Consider the following 14,032-nt stretch of genomic DNA (forward strand, 5'->3'; position numbering starts at 1 on the left):
CGGTGCTGCCGTGTTGCGGTGGTGCGTTGCGTTGCAGTGGTGCCGGGGGTGCAGGTGATGCAGCCGACCAACGGTCGGCTCTACCGCGGGCCGCGTCAGAATTCGCCGCGGAACCAGGTCTTGAGTTTTTTGAACATGCTGCCCGCGCGCCCGGTGGGCAGCGACGGACGGCGCGGGTGTTCGATCTGGCTGCCCATCAGCAGCAGGCCAACGCCGGTGGCGTGCACCGGATTGCCCACCACTTCGCCCAGGCCGGTGACGTGCTGCGGAATGCCCACGCGCACCGGCATCTGCAGCATTTCCTCGGCCAGTTCGACCACGCCTTCCATCTTCGAGGCACCGCCGGTGAGCACCATGCCGGCGCGCACCAGTTCCTCGAAACCGGAGCGACGCAGTTCGGCCTGCACCATCTCGAAAATTTCTTCGTAGCGGCCCTGCACGGCCTGGGCGAGTGCGTGGCGCGGCATCCGGCGCGGCGGACGATCGCCGACGCTGGGTACCTGGATGCTTTCCTCGGCGGTGGCCAGCTGGGCCAGCGCGCAGGCATAACGCACCTTGATCTGCTCCGCTTCCGGGGTGGGCGTGCGCAGCATGTGGGCGATGTCGTTGGTGACGTGGTCACCGGCGATCGGCAGCGAGGCGGTATGGCAGATGGCGCCCTGCACGAACACGGCCAGGTCGGTGGTGCCGGCGCCCATGTCGACCAGGACCACGCCCAGCTCGCGCTCGTCGGCGGTGAGCACCGCCACGCTGGAGGCCAGCGAGGACAGCACCAGGTCGTCCACCTGCAGGCCGCAGCGCTGCACGCACTTGCTGATGTTGGCCGCGGCCGACTGCGCGCACACCACCAGGTGCGCATGCACCTCCAGGCGCACGCCGGTCATGCCGACCGGGTTGCGGATGCCTTCCTGCGAATCGTCCAGCACGTACTCGCGCGGAATGGCGTGCAGGATCTTCTGGTCGGCCGGGATCGCCACCGCCTTGGCCGCGTCGAGTACCCGGTCCAGGTCGCCCCAGGTCACTTCACCGTCGCGGATCGGCACGATGCCGGGGGAGTTCTTGCACTGCACGTGGTTGCCCGAGATCGAGGCATACACCGAGCGGATCTCGCAGCCGGCCATCAGCTCGGCCTCTTCCACCGCGCGCTGGATCGACTGCACGGTGGATTCGATGTCCACCACCACGCCGCGCTTGAGCCCGCGCGATTCGTGCGAGCCGATGCCGATGACCTCGATCGGGTTGCCCGGCGAATACTCGCCGACCAGCGCCACCACCTTGGAGGTGCCGATATCCAGGCCAACGATCAGTGATTTGTCACCCTTGCGATTCATGTCCTGTCCTGCGCCGGCTTTGGCGCGGTTGCGGCCGGGGTACCCCAGCTCAGCGTGAAACCATTGGTATATCGGAGGTCGGCGCGTTCGATCGGCGCCGCCTGGTTGCTCAGCTGCGGCAGCACGCGCACGAAACGCTGCAGGCGCGAACGTGCGTCATCGCGGCCCACCACCACTTCGGTGCCATTGCTGAGCAGCAGCGACCAGCTGCCGCGCGCGTCCATGCTGACCCGCTTGACGTCCACCCCGGCCGGCGCGAACAGCGCCCGGGCATCGTTGTAGAGCGCCACCACTTCCTCGGTCTGGCTGTCCGGGCCATCCAGGTCGGGCAGTGCCAGGTCCTGCAGCTTCTTGGGCGTGGCGAAGAGCTTGCCCTGCTCGGACAGCAGGCGGTCGTTGCCCCAGCGCGCGAACGGCTTGTGCTCGACCAGGCTGATTTCCAGCACGTCGGGCCACTGCTTGCGCACCTGCGCGCTTTCCACCCACGGCAGCTGCTCGATGGCGTCCTGCGCATCCTGCAGCTTGACCGCGAAGAACCCGGCCTTGGCGTACGGCAGTACCACCTGCTGCAGCTGTTCGGCCGGCACCCGCTTGAACTCGGCGTGCACGCGCAGCTTGGCCAACGGCCAGCGTTCGGCACCGACCCAGCCGTTGAGCACCGCCACCACGGGCAGCGCTACGACCGACAGGGCCAGCAACCAGACGAAGATGCGCAGCACCGCGTTCATGCGTGGGCACGCTCCCTGTCCAGGTCCTGCAGGTGGGTCGGCAGGGTCTGTTCCAGCACGCGCCAGACCAGTTCCTCGAAGCCGATGCCGGCCTGCGCGGCAGCCTTGGGCACCAGCGAATGGCTGGTCATGCCCGGCGCGGTGTTCACTTCCAGCAGGTAGAAGCGGCCGCTGTCGCGGTCGCGCATGACGTCCACCCGGCCCCAGCCGTGGCAGCCGGCCGCCTGGAAGGCAGCCAGCGCGATGCGGCGGATCTCGGCTTCGTCATCGCCGTCCAGGCCGGGGCACAGGTACTGGGTGTCCTCGGCGATGTACTTGGCGTTGTAGTCGTACCACTGGCCCTTGGGCACGATGCGGATCGACGGCAGCGCCTGGTCGCCCAGGATCGCCACGGTGAGCTCGTCGCCCACCACCATCTGTTCCATCAGCAGCTGGCCGTCGTAGCGCGCGGCCAGGGCCACGGCGTCGTCCAGGCCGGCGTCATCGCTGACCCGACTGATGCCCACGCTGGAGCCTTCGTTGGCCGGCTTGACCACCACCGGCAGGCCCAGCTCGGCGGCGGCGGCGTGCACCTCCACGCCCTCCACCAGCTTGACGTAGCGCGGCGTAGGCAGGCCCAGCGACAACCACACCTGCTTGGTGCGGATCTTGTCCATGCTCAGCGCCGAGCCGAGCACCTTGGAGCCGGTGTACGGCACGCCGAAGGCGTCCATCAGCCCCTGCACGATGCCGTCCTCACCGCCGCCGTTGTGGCCGTGCAGGATGTTGAACACGCGGTCGAAACGCTTTTCGACCAGTGCCAGCGCCAGCGCCGGAATGCCGTCCACGGCCACCGCGTCGACGCCGCGCGCGCGCAGCGCGGCGATCACGTTGCGGCCCGAATCCAGCGACACCTCGCGTTCGCTGGAGGTACCGCCCAGCAGCACCGCGACGCGGCCGAACACGGCCGGGTCGGTGACGCGCAGCGACGGGAAGAAGATCGGGTTCATGCTGCCGGGGTCTCCGTGAAACCTTCGGTTGCGATCAGCTGGGCCACGTGGCCGATATCGCCGGCGCCCATCAGCAACAGCAGGTCGCCGTCCTGCAGCACGTCGGGCAGCACGTGCGACAGCTCGGCGGTATGGCCGACCACGACCGGCTCGCTGCGGCCGCGCGCACGGATGGCGCGCGCCAGCGAACGCGAGTCGGCGCCCGGGATCGGCGCTTCGCCGGCCGGGTAGACCTCGCTCAGCACCAGCGCATCCACTTCGGACAGCACGGCGGCAAAGGCATCGAACTGGTCGCGGGTACGGCTGTAGCGGTGCGGCTGGAACGCCACCACCAGGCGCTGGTCCGGCCAGCCGCCACGGGCGGCCGCGAACACCGCGGCCAGCTCGCGCGGGTGGTGACCGTAGTCGTCGATCAGGCGTACCCGCGCACCGGTGTGGGTGGTGACGATGCCCAGATCATTGAAGCGGCGACCGATGCCGGCAAAGCTTTCCAGCGCGCGGGCGATGGCGTCCGGGGCGACGCCCAGCTGCCAGCCCACGGCGGCGGCGGCCAGCGCGTTGAGTACGTTGTGCGCACCCGGCAGGGCCAGCGTGACCGGGTAGCTGCTGCCTTCGGGCAGGCGCAGGGTGAAGCGCATGCGCGGGCCGTCCTGGACCACGTCCTCGGCGCGCACGTCGGCGTTGCTGCTCATGCCGTAGCTCATCACGTGACGCGGGGTCTGCGCGGCCAGCGCGGCCACTTCCGGGTCATCGATGCACAGCACGGCCAGGCCGTAGAACGGCAGGCGCTGCAGGAATTCGGCGAAGGCGGCCTGGACCCGGGCGAAATCGTTGCCGTAGTTCTCCAGGTGGTCCGAATCGATGTTGGTGATCACCGACACCAGCGGGTTCAGGCGCAGGAAGCTGCCATCGCTTTCGTCGGCTTCGGCCACCAGCCACTGGCCGCTGCCGAGCTTGGCGTTCGCGCCGGCCGCCAGCAGCTGGCCGCCGATCACGAAGGTCGGGTCCAGCCCGCCTTCGCTCAGCACCGCCGCAGTCAGGCTGGTGGTGGTGGTCTTGCCGTGCGTGCCGGCCACCGCGATGCCGCGGCGGAAGCGCATCAGCTCGGCCAGCATCGCCGCGCGCGGCATGATCGGAATGCGCTGGCTGCGCGCTTCCATCAGCTCGGGGTTGTCGTCGCGGATCGCGCTGGACACCACCACGCAATCGGTGCCCAGCACGTTGGCGGCCGAATGGCCGCGCATCACGCGCGCGCCCAGGCTGGCCAGGCGGCGGGTGGCGGTGTTGTCGGCGTTGTCCGACCCGGACACTTCATAGCCCAGGGTCAGCATCACTTCGGCGATGCCGCTCATGCCGGTGCCGCCGATGCCGACGAAGTGCACGCGCGGGAAAGCGCGCACCAGGTCGTTGGTGTCGTGCAGGCGGCGGATCATGCGCGGCCCCGCGTCGGGCAGGCGCGTTGGCGCGTGGCGGTCTTCATTTGGATTCCTCGAGGATGATGTCGGCGATGCGCTCTGCGGCATCGACCTTGGCCAGGGCACGCGCGGCATTCGCCATCTGCATGCGACGGGCGGAATTTTCGGACAAATCGCGCAGCACGCCTTCCAGGTGCGTGGCCAGCGTTTCATCCTGCTTCAGCAATACGGCCGCGCCACGGTCGACCAGGTACTCCGCGTTGCGGGTCTGGTGGTCATCCACGGCAGCGGCGAAGGGCACCAGCACGCTGCCCACGCCCACCGCGCACAGCTCGGCCAGGGTCGAGGCGCCGGCACGGCACACCACCAGGTCGGCCCAGGCGAATGCCTCGGCCATGTCGGCGATGAACGCATCCACGCGCGCGGTGACACCGGCGGCCTGGTAGGCGCTGACGGCTTCCCCATGCAGCTTCTCGCCGCTCTGGTGGCGGACGTCGATGGCGACAGCGCTGCCCAGTGCGGCCAGCGCCTTCGGCACGGCGTTGTTGAGTACGCGCGCGCCCTGGCTGCCGCCGAGCACCAGCAGGCGCAGCGGCCCCTGGCGGTGGGCCAGGCGCACGTCGGGCGGCGCGATCGCGGCGATCTCGGCACGTACCGGGTTGCCCACGGCCTCTTCGCGCTGGGCGAAGCTGCCCGGGAAGCCGGTCAGCACGCGGCGCGCGAAGCGCGACAGCACGCGGTTGGTCAGGCCCGGCGCGCGGTTCTGTTCGTGCACCAGCAGCGGCAGCCCGTGCAGGCGCGCGGCCAGGCCACCAGGACCGGACGCAAAGCCGCCAAAGGACACCACCGCACGCGGCTGGCGGTCGCGGATCAGGAAGCCGGCCGCGCGCACCGCGCGCAACAGGCGGCCCGGCGCGCCGAGCAGGGCCAGCTTGCCCTTGCCGCGCAGGCCGCTGATGGCCAGCGTGTCGATGTGGATGTCGTGCTGCGGCACCAGGCGTGTTTCCATGCCGCCGTCACTGCCCAGCCAGGTCACCGGAATGCCGCGCGCACGCAGCACCTTGGCCACGGCCAGGCCGGGGAAGATGTGGCCGCCGGTACCGCCGGCCATGATCATCACCGGGCGCTCGGAGGAAGTGGGTTGAGTGTTCATCCCATCCTCCCCAGGGTTGGTTCGATGCGCTGCTGCATGCGGCTGGTGCCACGCGAGGCGCTGTCACGCGGCAGGCCATCACGCGGGCTGCCGTCATGGGCCTTGGTGTCCTGCATGGCGGCGGCCACGGACGAGGCACTGGCGCCCCTGCCCGGCTCGGCGTCCATCGGTTCGTCGCCTTCGGCCGCGCCCATGCGCACCGCCTGGCGGCGCTCGGCGCGATCCAGTTCGTAGGACACGCGCAGCAGCAGTCCCATCGCCACGCAGGTCATCAGCACGCTGGAGCCACCGGAGGAAATCAGCGGCAGGGTCAGGCCCTTGGTCGGCAGGATGCCCAGGTTGACCCCGATCGAGACGAAGCTCTGCATGCTGATCCACAGGCCGATGCCGAAGGCGATGTAGCCGGAGAAGTGGCGCTTCATCTCCACGCAGCGCATGCCCAGCCAGAAGGTGCGGCCCACCAGCAGTGCGTACAGCGCGATGATCAGGCAGGTGCCGATGAAGCCCAGCTCCTCGGCGGTGACCGAGAAGATGAAGTCGGTATGCGCTTCGGGCAGGTAGTACAGCTTCTGCACCGAGTTGCCCAGGCCCACGCCGGTCCACTCGCCGCGGCCCACGGCCATCAGCGCGTTGGACAGCTGGTAGCCGTCGCCCTGCTGGTCGGCCCACGGGTCCAGGAAGGAGGTGATGCGGCGCATGCGGTAGGGTTCGATGATCGCCAGCGCGCTCATGCCCACCATGCCGATGATCACCGGCATGGACATGCGCGGCATGTTGACGCCGCCCAGCACCAGCATGCCGGCGGTGATGGCCAGCAGCAGCGTGGACGAACCGAAGTCGGGCTGCAGCAGCAGCAGCACCACCAGCGCGCCGGCCACGCCGAGCGGCTTGAGCATCGCCGGCCATGTGGCGTTGACCTCGTCGCGGAAGCGCACCAGGTAGCTGGACAACCACACGATGTAGAGCACCTTGACCGCTTCAACGGTCTGGAACTTGGAGATGCCCAGGTTGATCCAGCGCCGGGCGCCGTTGACGCTGCTGCCCAGGCCGGGCACGAACACCACCACCAGCAGCGCGAAGCAGCCCAGCAGCAGCACCTGGTTGTACTGCTCGATGCTCTTGAGCTCGGTGCGCATGGCGATGCCCGCCAGCACGATGCCGATGGCCAGGAAGATCAGGTGGCGGTTGAGGTAGTAGAACGGACTGCTCATCAAGGCGATCGAGCTCGACGCGACCATCACCACGCCCAGCCCGGTGAGCGCGATGATCGCGCCCAGCAGCCACTTGTCGAAGTGGCCTCCGATGGCTTCAAGGCGGGTTGCCTGGCGCGACAGGTCGTTCATCAGCGGACCTTCAACGTGGCCAGGCCGATCAGCACCAGCACCACCGAGATGATCCAGAAGCGCACGATCACGCGCGGCTCGGGCCAGCCCTTCAGCTCGAAGTGGTGGTGGATGGGCGCCATCTTGAACACGCGCTTGCCGGTCAGCTTGAACGAGGCGACCTGGATCATCACCGACAGCGTTTCAATCACGAACACGCCGCCCATGATCACCAGCACCAGCTCCTGGCGGGTGATCACCGCGATGGTGCCCAGCACCGCACCCAGCGCCAGGGCGCCGATGTCGCCCATGAACACCATGGCCGGGTAGGTGTTGAACCACAGGAAGCCCAGGCCCGCACCGGCAATGGCCGCGCAGATGATGACCAGTTCACCGGCCCCGGGAATCTGCGGAATCTGCAGGTAGTTGGAGAACACCACGTTGCCCGACGCATAGGCGAACACGCCCAGCGCGCAGGCCACCAGCACGGTCGGCATGATCGCCAGGCCGTCCAGGCCGTCGGTCAGGTTGACCGCGTTGGAGAAGCCGACGATCCAGAAGTAGGCAATGGCCACGAAGCTGATCCCGGCCAGCGGCAGCGCCACCGACTTGAACATCGGGATGTAGAAGGTCAGCGCGGCCGGCACGTCGGCGGTGTAGAACAGGAACAGACCGGCGGCCAGGCCGAAAATGGACTGCAGCAGGTACTTCCAGCGCGACTTCAGGCCGTTCGGGTCGCGCCGCACGATCTTGATCCAGTCGTCGTACCAGCCGATGGCGCCGAAGCACAGCATCACTGCCAGCACCACCCACACGTAGCGGTTGCGCAGGTCGGCCCACAGCAGCACCGACAAGGTGATGGTGAGCAGGATCAGCGAGCCGCCCATGGTCGGCGTGCCGGCCTTGGAGAAGTGGGTCTGCGGGCCGTCGGTGCGGATCGGCTGGCCGCCCTTGAACTGGGCCAGCTTGCGGATCATCGCCGGGCCCAGCCACAGCGACAGGAACAGCGCGGTCAGCGCGGCAAGAATGCCGCGCAGCGTCAGATAGCCGAACAGCCCGAACAGGCTCTCCAATTGCTGCAACCATCGGGCCAGTTCAAGCAACATGGGGGGTTTCCTCTCCTCGCGCCAACAGCGCTTTCACAATTTTGTCCATGGCGCTGCCGCGCGAGCCCTTGACCAGGCAGCGCACGCCAGCATGCAGGTCGGAGGCAAGCACGGCGGCCAGCGTGTCGTGGTCCTGGAAGTGCCGGCCGCCGTCGCCGAAGGCGCTCGATGCGGCGGCGCTCAGCGGCCCCAGCGTGTACAGGCGCTTGATCCCGGCATCGCGTGCGCGGCGACCGGCCTGGGCATGCAGCGCCTGGCCGTCCGGGCCCAGTTCGCGCATGTCGCCCAGCACCAGCCAGCCTTCGTCCTTGCCGCCGGCCAGCGCGTCGATCGCCGCGGCCAGCGAGCCGGGATTGGCGTTGTAACTGTCATCGATCAGCACCGCGCCGTTGGGCAGCTGGTGCGCAACCTGGCGGCCCGGCACCGGTTCGGCGCGGGCCAGGCCCAGCGCGATCTGGTCCAGGCCGATGCCGGCGGCCAGCGCCAGCGAAGCGGCGGCCAGCGCGTTGCTGATGTTGTGGCGACCCGGCAGGGCCAGCGCGATTTCCACCTGGTGCTCCATCGCATCCTGCGACCGCACCACTTGCGCATCCATGCGCGGCGCGGGCTTCACCGTGAGCAGGAACTGGCTCCCGGTGGCGCTCGGACGGATGGCCAGCGCGCTCACGTCGGCGCTGTGGTCCAGGCCGTAGCGCAGCACGCGGCAGCGCGGCGGCTGGCCCACGATGTGCTGCTCGAACCAGATGCCGAAGGCGTCGTCGGCGTTGATCACCGCCACGCCATCGGCCGGCAGCGCCGCGTAGATCGCACCCTTGGTGGTGGCCACGCCCTGCAGGCTGCCCATCCGCTCCAGGTGGGCCGGGGCGATGTTGTTCACCAGCGCGTACCGCGGGCGCACGATGTCGGTCAGGTAGGCAATGTCGCCCGGCTTGCCGGCGCCCATCTCGTAGACGGCGAAATCGGCGTCTTCGGGGGCATCCAGCACCGCCAGCGGCAGGCCGATCTCGTTGTTGAGATTGCCCGGGTTGGCGTACACCACCTTGTGTTCTTCGCGTGCGACCTGCTGCAGGATCGCCAGCAGCAGCGTCTTGACGCTGGTCTTGCCGTTGCTGCCGGTGATGGCGAACACACCGGCGGCGCGGTCGCGCTGCATGCCATGGGCGATGCGGCCCAGCGCGTGCTGGGTGTCGGCCACCAGGATCTGCGGCAGCGCCACGTCCAGCAGGCGCTCGACCAGCATCGCCGAGGCACCGCGCGCGACGGCATCGGCGGCGAAATCATGGCCGTCGAAACGGTCGCCACGCAGCGCCACGTACAGGCTGCCCGGGGCGAGCGTGCGGGTGTCCTTGCTGATGGCGTCGATGGCGGTGTCGTCGCCATGGATCTCGCCACCGGCCCAATGTGCGATCAGCGACAGCGGGGTGCGCTTCATTCTGCGACCTCCTGCGCGGCACGCGCGGCCAGCACGCGGCCGGCCACCTCGGTGTCGTCGAAGGCGTGCCGGATACCGTGCACTTCCTGGTAGGGCTCGTGGCCCTTGCCGGCAATCAGCACGATGTCGCCGGCACCGGCCAGGCCGATCGCGGTGGCGATGGCGGCGGCGCGGTCGCGCTGCACGAGGGCGGCAGCGGGATTGGACAGCCCGGCCACGATGTCGGCCACGATCACGTCGCCGTCTTCGCCGCGCGGGTTGTCGTCGGTGACGATCACCACGTTGGCGCCGCGCTCGGCAATGGCGGCCATCTGCGGCCGCTTGCCGGTGTCACGCTCGCCGCCGCAGCCGAACACGCAGACCAGGCGCCCGGCCAGGTGATCGTGCAGGCTGGCCAGCGCCTGTTCCAGCGCGTCGGGGGTGTGGGCGTAGTCGACCACCACGGTGGGCAGGCCGTGCTCGCCGCCGAGCCGGTTCATGCGCCCGGCAATCGGCTGCAGCTGCGACAGCAGCGCGGCGATCGCGGCCGGTGCATGGTCCAGCGCATACAGTGCGCCAGCCACGGCCAGCAGGTTGTCCACGTTGAAGCGGCCCAGCAGCGGCGACTGCACCGGGTAGCGCGCGCCATCGACCACCAGGTCGAAGGCGATGCCGCGGCCGTCCAGCATCAGCGAATCAGCGCGCAGGGTGGCCTGCTGTGCGCCGCGCGAGCTCAGCCCGATCTGGCGTACCGAGGCACCGACAGTGCGCAGCAGTTCGCTGCCGAAGCTGTCGTCCAGGTTGACCACCGCGGCCTTGAGGCCATCGCGGTGGAACAGCTTGGCCTTGGCCGCGCCGTACTGCGCCATGTCGCCGTGGTAATCGAGATGATCGCGGGTGAGGTTGGTGAACACCGCCACGTCGTAGTGCACGGCATCCACGCGGCCCTGGTCCAGCGCGTGCGAGCTGACTTCCATTGCCACCGCGCGCGCGCCATCGTCGCGCAGCTGCGCGAGCACTTCATGCATCTGCAGCACCAGCGGCGTGGTGAAGCCGGTTGGCACCACGTGGCCATACAGACCCACGCCGAGGGTGCCGATACTGCCACTGGCGGTGCCGAGCAGGTGCCAGGCCTGGGCCAGCAGCTGCACGGTGGAGGTTTTGCCGTTGGTGCCGGTCACGCCCACCATCGTCATCGCGCGCGACGGATGGCCGTGGAACTGGTCGGCCATCGCGCCCATGCGCGTACGCAGGCCGGGCACGGCGATGGCGTCGGCCGGGGCCGGCAGCTCGGCCGGTGCTGGCGGCTCGAACAGGATCGCGCCGGCGCCATTGGCCTGCGCCTGTGCGACGAAGCCCAGGCCATGCGCGCCGAAGCCGGCGATCGCCACGAAGGCATCGCCCGGGCGCACGGCGCGGCTGTCCAGCACCAGGCCGGTGATGGACGGGTCGTGGCTCAGCGCCACATCGGGGATCAACTGCGAAAGCAACATCGTCTGGCTCATTGGGTGCCTCCCTGCGCGGGCGGCACCGTGGCGTGCGCGCTGGGCAGCGCGGCATCGAATTCGGCGGCGGCATCCGGGGCGATCACCGTTTCCGGCGGCGGCACCGGCAACGACGAGGTGGTATGCCCCAGCTTTCCGGACTGCTGCGCCGCCAGCCACGACTCGATGTCGTCCGGCGGCACGTCCATCAGGCGCAGCGCGCCTTCCATCACGTTGTGGAACACCGGCGCGGACACCAGGCCGCCGTAGTACTTGCCGGCCTGCGGGTCGTTGATCACGATCACCGTGGCAAAGCGCGGATTGGTCGCCGGCACCACGCCGGCGAAAAGCGCGTTGTAATGCCCGCGCTCGTAACCGCCGGGGCCCGCCTTGCGCGCGGTACCGGTCTTGCCGGCCACGTGGTAACCCAGCACGGCCGCCTGCTTGGCGCCGCCCTGGGTGACCACCGTTTCCATCATCGCCACCACATCCTTGGCAATGTTGGGGTCGATGATCTGCTTGCCTTCGTTGCGCTGGCCCTTGACGAAGGTCGGCGCGATCAGACGGCCGCCGTTGCCCAGCGCCGAATACGCGGTGGCGATCTGCAGCGGCGTGACATTCAGACCATAGCCGTAGGACATGGTGGTCTTGGTGGCACCGTCCCAGCGGCCAGGCCGCTTCAGCACGCCGGCCGACTCACCGGGAAAACCGCTGTGCGGGGACACGCCATAGCCGAAGCTGTGGACGTGGTCGTAGAACACCTGGTCGGGCATCTTGGCGGCGATCTTGGCCGCGCCGATGTTCGAACTGCGGGTGATCACGCCGGTGACATTGAGCACGCCGTTGTTGCGCGGCACGTCCTTGATGGTGAACCGGCCCACGGCCATGTAGCCCGGGTTGGTATCCACCGTGGTGTCCTTGGTGACCACGCCGGACTGTAGCGCCGAGGCGATGGTCAGCGGCTTCATGGTCGAGCCGGGCTCGACCAGGTCGGTCACCGCGCGGTTGCGGCGGGTGTCCGGGGCAGCGCCGCCGACCGAATTGGGGTTGTAGGTAGGCAGGTTGACCATGGCCAGGATCTCGCCGGTGGCCACGTCCATGATCACCATCGAACCGCCGGCCGCCTTGTTGGCGATCAGCGCGTTGCGCAGTTCCTTGAAGGCCAGGAACTGGATGCGGCGGTCGATGCTGAGGGTGAGGTCCTTGCCCGGCTCGGCGGCGCGCAGCAGATCGCTCTCCACCGTGTCGCCCTTGCGGTTGCGGATCACCCGCTTGGCGCCGGCCTTGCCGCGCAGCCATTCGTCGAAGGCCAGCTCCAGCCCTTCCTGGCCGCGGTCGTCGATGTTGGTGAAGCCCAGCACGTGCGCCATCGCCTCACCCTGCGGGTAGAAGCGGCGGAACTCGCGCTGCGAGGCCACGCCCGGGATCTTCAGGGCCACCACCTTCTCCGCGTCGTCCGGGTTGATCCGGCGGCGCAGGTACATGAATTCCTTGTCCGACTTCTGCGACAGCTTGGAGGTCAGCTCATCCAGCGGCATGCCCAGCGCGGTGGCCAGCTCCGGAATGCGGTCGGGCGCGCGCAGCAGTTCCTGCGGGTTGACCCAGATCGAGGCGACCGGGGTGGACACCGCCACCGGCTCGCCGTTGCGGTCGGTGATCATGCCGCGCGAGGTGTTGATCGGCAGCTCGCGCAGGTACCGGGCTTCGCCCTGGCGCTGGTAGAAATCGCTGTTGATGATCTGCACGTAGGCGGCACGGCCGACCAGCGAGACCGAGCACAGCCCAAGCGCCAGACCCACCCACTTCAGGCGCTGGCGCAGGTTGAAACTGTTGCGGGTGCGGTTGCGACCGGATTTATTCATGGCCGGATCACCACCACGTCCGCCGCTTCCGGGAACTTCATACCCAGCTTCTCGCGGGCCACGCGGTCAACCCGGGTGGCCTCGGCCAGGGTCGCCTGCTCCAGCTGCAGGCGGCCGAATTCAATGTTGAGCTCATCACGCGCACGCTCGACCTTGGACAGCTCGATGAAGGTCTGGCGGTGGCGGTGGCGCATGAACACCACCCCGATCGCCGAGGCGACGGTGCAGGCCAGCAGCACGATGAGCAGCAGGCGACTCACCCGGCCACCTCGCGCTTTTCGGCAACGCGCAGCACGGCGCTGCGCGAGCGCGGGTTGACCGCCAGCTCGTCGTCCTCGGCCTTGATGGCGCCGCCGTGCAGGTCCAGGGTCGGCACGAACGCGGCCAGCTCGGGCAGCCGGCGATTGCTCGGCGGGGCCTTGGCGTGGCGGTTCATGAACTGCTTGACGATGCGGTCTTCCAGCGAATGGAAGCTGATCACCGCCAGCCGGCCACCGGGCTTGAGCCGCGCCATCGCCGCGTCCAGGCCCGCCTCAAGGTCGGCCAGTTCACGGTTGATGTGGATGCGGATGGCCTGGAAGCTGCGCGTGGCCGGGTGGATCTTGTCCTTGCCACGCGGCATCACCGAGGCGATCAGCTCGGCCAGTTCGGCGGTGCGGGTGAAGGGCTGCTTGTCGCGGCGAGCCACGATGGCCTTGGCGATGCGGCGGCCCTGGCGCTCTTCGCCGTAGGTCCACAACACGTCCATCAGCTCGCGTTCTTCAACACGGTTGAGCCACTGCGCCGCGCTTTCGCCGCTGTCCGGGTCCATGCGCATGTCCAGCGGGCCGTCCTTGCCGAAGCTGAAACCACGCTCGGCCACGTCCAGCTGCGGCGAGGACACGCCCAGGTCGAACAGCACGCCATCCAGGCCGTCGGCGGTGGCGTCCCAGTGCAGCAGGTCGGCGAAGCTGCCCCGGAAGATCGAGACGCGCGGGTCCGGCGCGAAATCGCGCTCGGCTACCGCAATCGCTTCAGGATCCTTGTCCATGACCAGCAGCCGGCCTCCGGGACCGAGTTGCTCGAGCACGCCGCGGGCGTGACCGCCACGACCAAACGTGCCATCGAGATACGTACCGTTTTCGATCACCCTCAGGCCGTCCAGGACCTGCGTGTACAGAACCGGCAGGTGCCCCGCCGGCGACTGCGACACCGGAAGGTGACCGGTCTGCGCTGCTCCGCGCATCCGGGC

The 14,032-nt window shown here is 68.9% G+C and carries 12 protein-coding genes; all 12 read right to left on the reverse strand.

Going from position 1 to position 14,032, the window contains the following annotated elements; genetic code table 11:
* Positions 1-95: 95 nt before the first annotated feature.
* From ftsA to rsmH, 12 genes are read right to left on the reverse strand one after another with little or no spacing between them, the layout of a single operon-like run.
* Positions 96-1,331, reverse strand: a complete 1,236-nt coding sequence (gene ftsA / locus DX03_RS16510) for a cell division protein FtsA (protein ID WP_017355446.1) — start codon at positions 1,329-1,331, stop codon at positions 96-98.
* The gene (locus tag DX03_RS16515) at positions 1,328-2,059 is read right to left on the reverse strand and encodes a cell division protein FtsQ/DivIB (RefSeq protein ID WP_038690501.1); all 732 of its coding nucleotides are present in this window, start codon (positions 2,057-2,059) and stop codon (positions 1,328-1,330) included. Before DX03_RS16515 ends, ftsA begins: the two co-directional genes overlap by 4 nt.
* Positions 2,056-3,048 (reverse strand): D-alanine--D-alanine ligase, encoded by a 993-nt coding sequence (locus DX03_RS16520; protein ID WP_051598891.1) that lies wholly within the window; start codon positions 3,046-3,048, stop codon positions 2,056-2,058. The genes DX03_RS16515 and DX03_RS16520 overlap by 4 nt, the downstream gene beginning before the upstream one ends.
* The gene (gene murC / locus DX03_RS16525; RefSeq protein WP_038690502.1) at positions 3,045-4,481 is read right to left on the reverse strand and encodes a UDP-N-acetylmuramate--L-alanine ligase; all 1,437 of its coding nucleotides are present in this window, start codon (positions 4,479-4,481) and stop codon (positions 3,045-3,047) included. Before murC ends, DX03_RS16520 begins: the two co-directional genes overlap by 4 nt.
* A gap of 43 nt (positions 4,482-4,524) precedes the next feature.
* Positions 4,525-5,616 (reverse strand): undecaprenyldiphospho-muramoylpentapeptide beta-N-acetylglucosaminyltransferase, encoded by a 1,092-nt coding sequence (murG, locus tag DX03_RS16530; RefSeq protein ID WP_038690503.1) that lies wholly within the window; start codon positions 5,614-5,616, stop codon positions 4,525-4,527.
* A complete protein-coding gene (ftsW, locus tag DX03_RS16535) occupies positions 5,613-6,959 on the reverse strand; it encodes a putative lipid II flippase FtsW (protein WP_038690504.1) in 1,347 nt (448 codons plus the stop codon). The genes murG and ftsW overlap by 4 nt, the downstream gene beginning before the upstream one ends.
* On the reverse strand, positions 6,959-8,044 hold the full coding sequence (gene mraY / locus DX03_RS16540) for a phospho-N-acetylmuramoyl-pentapeptide-transferase (protein WP_038690505.1): 1,086 nt from the start codon (positions 8,042-8,044) through the stop codon (positions 6,959-6,961). The genes ftsW and mraY overlap by 1 nt, the downstream gene beginning before the upstream one ends.
* The gene (locus DX03_RS16545; protein WP_038690506.1) at positions 8,034-9,476 is read right to left on the reverse strand and encodes a UDP-N-acetylmuramoyl-tripeptide--D-alanyl-D-alanine ligase; all 1,443 of its coding nucleotides are present in this window, start codon (positions 9,474-9,476) and stop codon (positions 8,034-8,036) included. The genes mraY and DX03_RS16545 overlap by 11 nt, the downstream gene beginning before the upstream one ends.
* Entirely contained in the window at positions 9,473-10,960 is a 1,488-nt protein-coding gene (locus tag DX03_RS16550) for a UDP-N-acetylmuramoyl-L-alanyl-D-glutamate--2,6-diaminopimelate ligase (RefSeq protein WP_038690507.1), read from the reverse strand. Before DX03_RS16550 ends, DX03_RS16545 begins: the two co-directional genes overlap by 4 nt.
* On the reverse strand, positions 10,957-12,801 hold the full coding sequence (locus DX03_RS16555) for a peptidoglycan D,D-transpeptidase FtsI family protein (protein WP_038690509.1): 1,845 nt from the start codon (positions 12,799-12,801) through the stop codon (positions 10,957-10,959). Before DX03_RS16555 ends, DX03_RS16550 begins: the two co-directional genes overlap by 4 nt.
* Positions 12,798-13,061 (reverse strand): cell division protein FtsL, encoded by a 264-nt coding sequence (gene ftsL / locus DX03_RS16560; protein WP_038690510.1) that lies wholly within the window; start codon positions 13,059-13,061, stop codon positions 12,798-12,800. Before ftsL ends, DX03_RS16555 begins: the two co-directional genes overlap by 4 nt.
* Positions 13,058-14,026, reverse strand: a complete 969-nt coding sequence (gene rsmH, locus DX03_RS16565) for a 16S rRNA (cytosine(1402)-N(4))-methyltransferase RsmH (RefSeq protein ID WP_038690511.1) — start codon at positions 14,024-14,026, stop codon at positions 13,058-13,060. The genes ftsL and rsmH overlap by 4 nt, the downstream gene beginning before the upstream one ends.
* Between the last annotated feature and the right edge of the window lie 6 nt (positions 14,027-14,032).

Source organism: Stenotrophomonas rhizophila (genome assembly GCF_000661955.1).
Lineage (GTDB): Bacteria > Pseudomonadota > Gammaproteobacteria > Xanthomonadales > Xanthomonadaceae > Stenotrophomonas > Stenotrophomonas rhizophila.